This window comes from Sulfurimonas sp., assembly GCF_032250635.1.
Taxonomy (GTDB): domain Bacteria; phylum Campylobacterota; class Campylobacteria; order Campylobacterales; family Sulfurimonadaceae; genus Sulfurimonas.
In genome coordinates, this window is the sequence record NZ_JAVVFL010000173.1 from 1 (window position 1) to 4,600 (window position 4,600).

The 4,600-nt window shown below is 39.7% G+C and carries 5 protein-coding genes; all 5 read left to right on the plus strand.

Annotated elements, in window-relative coordinates; translation table 11 throughout:
- A partial coding sequence (gene lysS, locus RQ763_RS09705; protein ID WP_314152670.1) for a lysine--tRNA ligase occupies nt 1–1,132 on the plus strand: 1,132 nt, incomplete at its 5' end.
- Between the two features lie 123 nt (nt 1,133–1,255).
- Entirely contained in the window at nt 1,256–2,503 is a 1,248-nt protein-coding gene (locus RQ763_RS09710) for a serine hydroxymethyltransferase (RefSeq protein WP_314152672.1), read from the plus strand.
- A 12-nt stretch (nt 2,504–2,515) separates the two neighbouring features.
- The gene (locus tag RQ763_RS09715; protein WP_314152673.1) at nt 2,516–3,058 is read left to right on the plus strand and encodes a DUF1882 domain-containing protein; all 543 of its coding nucleotides are present in this window, start codon (nt 2,516–2,518) and stop codon (nt 3,056–3,058) included.
- A 114-nt stretch (nt 3,059–3,172) separates the two neighbouring features.
- Nucleotides 3,173–3,829 carry an SPOR domain-containing protein gene (locus tag RQ763_RS09720; protein ID WP_314152675.1) on the plus strand — a complete coding sequence of 219 codons (657 nt, stop codon included), beginning with the start codon at nt 3,173–3,175 and terminating at the stop codon, nt 3,827–3,829.
- 16 nt (nt 3,830–3,845) lie between these two features.
- The coding region (locus tag RQ763_RS09725) for a chorismate-binding protein (protein ID WP_409932379.1) at nt 3,846–4,600 on the plus strand (755 nt) is incomplete at its 3' end.

The following is a 4,600-nucleotide window of genomic DNA, read 5'->3' on the forward strand; positions in this document are numbered from 1 at the left end:
TTCACTTCATGCAGAGGAGCTGAGACTTCTTACAAAAGCTATATCGCCGCTTCCTGAGAAGTTTCACGGCGTAACGGACAAAGAGATTAGATACAGAAAAAGGTATCTCGACCTCATTATGAACGCGGATGTTCGCAAAACATTTAAAACTCGCTCAAAAGTTATCTCTCTGACTCGCCGTTTCTTTGAAGACAAGGGCTTTTTAGAGGTTGAAACTCCTATGATGCACCCAATCGCCGGCGGAGCAAATGCAAAGCCATTTGTTACGCATCATAATGCACTTGGAATTGACAGATACCTAAGAATCGCACCTGAGCTTTATCTAAAAAGATTAATTGTAGGCGGATTTGAGGCTGTATTTGAGATAAACCGCAACTTTAGAAATGAGGGGATGGATGCTACGCACAATCCTGAGTTTACCTCTATAGAGTTCTACTGGGCATATAAGACCTATAAAGATCTCATAGAAATTACAAAAGAGTACTTCAGATATCTTTTCGACCATCTAGACCTTCCTACGCAGCTCCCTTATGGAGATTTGGAGGTTGACTTTAGCCGCTTTAGCGAAGTGCCTCTGATAGAGTCGCTATACACTATAGGGGATGTTCCAAAAGAGATAGTCAATGATAAAGATAAAATCATCGACTTTTTAAAGAGTAAAAATATTCAAGTAAAAAACGGCCTAAACTTAGGTCAACTCCAAGGCGAGCTTTTTGATGAGTTTGTTGAAGCAAAACTTATCAATCCTACCTTTATTACGGAGTATCCTGTTGACATTTCTCCTCTTGCTAGAAGAAGCGATGCAAATCCTGAAATTACTGAGCGTTTTGAGCTCTTTATTGCAGGTCGTGAGATAGCAAACGCTTTTAGTGAGTTAAACGATCCTGTTGATCAATATGAGAGATTTAAAGCTCAAGTCGAGTCAAAAGAGAGCGGAGATGATGAAGCGCATGAGATGGATTTGGATTTTGTAGAGGCACTTAGCTATGGAATGGCACCGACCGCAGGTCAAGGCATAGGCATAGACAGACTGGTAATGCTTCTAACAAATGAGCACTCCATAAGAGATGTTCTGCTCTTCCCTGCTATGAAGCCACTACATATTGAAGAGAGAAACGAAGAAAAAGAGTAGCAAAAAGAGTTACTTTATACACATTTTTCTGACACGAATGTGTCAAGCTTTAGTGCCAAAGCGGCTAGCGTAGCTCAAGGAATTACTTCCTTGAGCGTTTTAAATTAAAAAAAAGGATAACAGATGAGTTTTTTACAAGAGTACGACAAAGAGATATTTGATCTGTGTGAAAAAGAGCTAGAGAGACAGACTACGCATCTAGAGATGATAGCTTCTGAGAACTTTACCCTACCTGCCGTTATGGAAGCTATGGGTTCTGTTTTTACAAACAAATATGCGGAGGGTTACCCGGGCAAACGCTACTACGGCGGATGCGAATATGCTGATGGCGTAGAACAACTTGCAATTGACAGAGCAAAACAACTCTTTGGATGCGAGTATGCAAACGTTCAGCCACACTCAGGAAGTCAAGCAAATGCAGCTGTATATGCAGCACTTTTAAATGCAGGCGATAAACTCTTAGGTATGGACTTAAGCCACGGTGGACACTTAACACATGGAAGCAAACCGAGTTTTTCTGGAAAGAACTACCAATCATTTACCTACGGCGTAGAGCTTGATGGAAGAATGAACTACGACAAGATTATGGAGATTGCAAAGGCTGTACAACCAAAGATAATCGTTTGCGGCGCATCGGCGTATGCAAGAGAGATAGACTTTGAAAAATTCCGCGAAATAGCAGATGAAGTCGGAGCAATTATGTTTGCAGACATCGCGCACGTTGCGGGACTTGTAGCAGCAGGTGAGCATCCAAGTCCATTTCCTCATGCCCATGTTGTCACTACAACAACACACAAAACTCTTGCAGGTCCAAGAGGCGGTATGATTATGACAAACGATGAAGATGTAGCAAAAAAAATCAACTCTGCGATATTTCCTGGTATTCAAGGCGGACCGCTTGTTCATGTAATCGCTGCAAAAGCAGTTGGATTTAAATACAACCTCTCTCCTGAGTGGAAAGATTACGCAAAGCAGGTAAAAGCAAATGCAAGAGTTTTAGGCGAAGTTCTTGTCAAGAGAGGGTACGAGTTAGTGAGCGGCGGAACGGATAACCATTTGGTTCTTCTCTCATTTTTAAATCGTGATTTCTCAGGTAAAGATGCGGACATCGCGCTTGGAAATGCCGGCATTACTGTTAACAAAAATACGGTTCCGGGTGAGACAAGAAGCCCATTTGTAACCTCAGGTATACGCGTAGGAAGTCCTGCTCTTACTTCAAGAGGAATGAAAGAGAAAGAGTTTGAGTTTATTGCAAATAAAATTGCCGATATTTTGGATGATATTAGCAACACAGAGCTGCAGGCTGCTGTTAAAAAAGAGCTTAAAGAGCTGGCTCAAAACTTTGTGGTGTACCATCAGTCAACATACTAAGGGGGTGTTTGAATGACAGCATCAGACTTAAACCTCATAAAGATGGTAACCGACCACTACTGGATCAAAAGAGACGAAGTGGTGGAGAAAATTGTGTTCAAAGGACGCACTTTTTACAACAAATTTGAAAAAGTAAGTGCCGTGTTGTCCCAATCTGTCATCAACCAGCACATTAAAGGCGAGATAACCGTAGCTCACTCTTTAATCAACAAAAACAATAAAGTTGAAAACATAGTCATTGACTATAACGGAAGAGATCCTGAGCGCTTTTATCACAAAGCGCAGCTTCTGCTTCGAGAAGAGGGATTTATCAACTTTACGGCTTATAAAACGAAAACAGAGGGTCACCTTCATGTTTACATCCATAAAGGTCACACAACTCTTCAAGAAGCTATACAACTTGGCAAAATGATAAGCATGAAGCTCGCGGCAAAACAGCCAAAGCAGTGGAGAATGTTTCCAAATCCTGATATGCCTGATGAGTACAATATTTTAACACTTCCTTATGAGGTGTATGCGAAAGAGCGCGGAGCATCTTGGTCAAAACACATGTAGTGTTTCTTTGAGAAAAGTCTATGTAATGGAATAGAGTATGCTTTTTGAGAAAAAACATTACTCATAAACAACTTTTGGGTATTATTATAAAAGAAGAATTACAAAGGAGTGGGTATGGAAGAAAAAAATGAACTCAATGATATTATCTTAAACAAAGGTGGTTCATCATCGAGTAATAAAAAGATAATTTTGGCAGTAGCGACACTTGGCGTTATTTTAATAATTGTCGTTATGTTGATGAATACTCTTACATCAAGCGGCACCGACAATCTGCCTCAAGCCGTTCTTCCTCCTGAGCCGCAAAAAGAGCTAAACGCACAAAATGAAGAGCCTCTTTTTGAAGATGTTCCCGTTGTTCAAGAGAGTGCTCCTGAGGGTACATCTTTAGATGAGATTGCTCAAAAGCTAAAAGAAGAGAGCACAAAAGAGAATCTTCAAACTGCAAAAGAAGAGAGCGTTGAAGCTGCTCCAGTAGCTCCAAAAGTGCTAGAGACAAAAAAAGTGCCAACTTCGCCAAAAACTTCTACCCTAGCAACTTCGGGTGAGTACTATATTCAAGTCGGTTCATTCGCAAAATATGAGCCTAACAAAAAATTTTTAGACTCTATACTGAACCTTGGATACAAGTATAAGTTTCATAAAGTAACCGTAAACTCCAAGACTCTAAACAAAGTACTGGTTGGACCTTTTCACAATGAAGCAGAAGCAAGAAAAGCGTTGACTCCGGTTAGAAAGTCTGTTGAAGCAGGTGCTTTTTTAACTAGAATATAGCCAAATAAGGTTTTTTTTGATTTACTCTAAACAATTTATTCAAGACCAGTTAGCACCCGTTGCTATCTATGCAAAGCTAAAGGAGATCTTCAAAGATGAGATCTCCTATCTTTTCGAGAGTGCCGGAGGAAGCGAAGGAAACTACAGCTTTATCTGCATCGGTGCCAGAGAGAGAGTTCAATACGTAGATGGAAAAACTCTCTATAGTGATGCAGAGGGCATCTTACACACACAAGATGAATCTCCTTTTACTTTTTTAAAAAATTACTATAAAAATATTGATACAGACATCTATAAAAAAGCAACAGCTGAACTCAAAGTAGGTTATGTTGATGGCTTTATCGGCTACATCGGTTACGATATGGTAAAGGTTTTTGAACCAAAGCTCCATAACACAATGGATAATCTGAGAGATGAGCTAAACACTCCTGATTTGGACCTCATTCTTCCAAAAATTATTCTTGTTTACTCTCATAAAAACTATCAACTCACACTTATAAGCACTCAAGAAGAGATGAGCAAAAAGTTTAACATGATTGAAGATGAGTTAAAAAACTCTTACGAATATGTCCACATGAAACGAAATGTCGGCAATGACAAAGGAAGTTTTGCTTTCTCAAAAGAGCAGTTTTTTGAGATGGTTGAGAAATCAAAAGAGATGATAAGAAGCGGCGACGTTTTTCAGATTCTTATGACAAACCGCTTTACAAGAAAGATAAAAGTTGACCCTTTTAGCTTCTACAGAATTCTAAGAAGCAAAAATCCATCTCC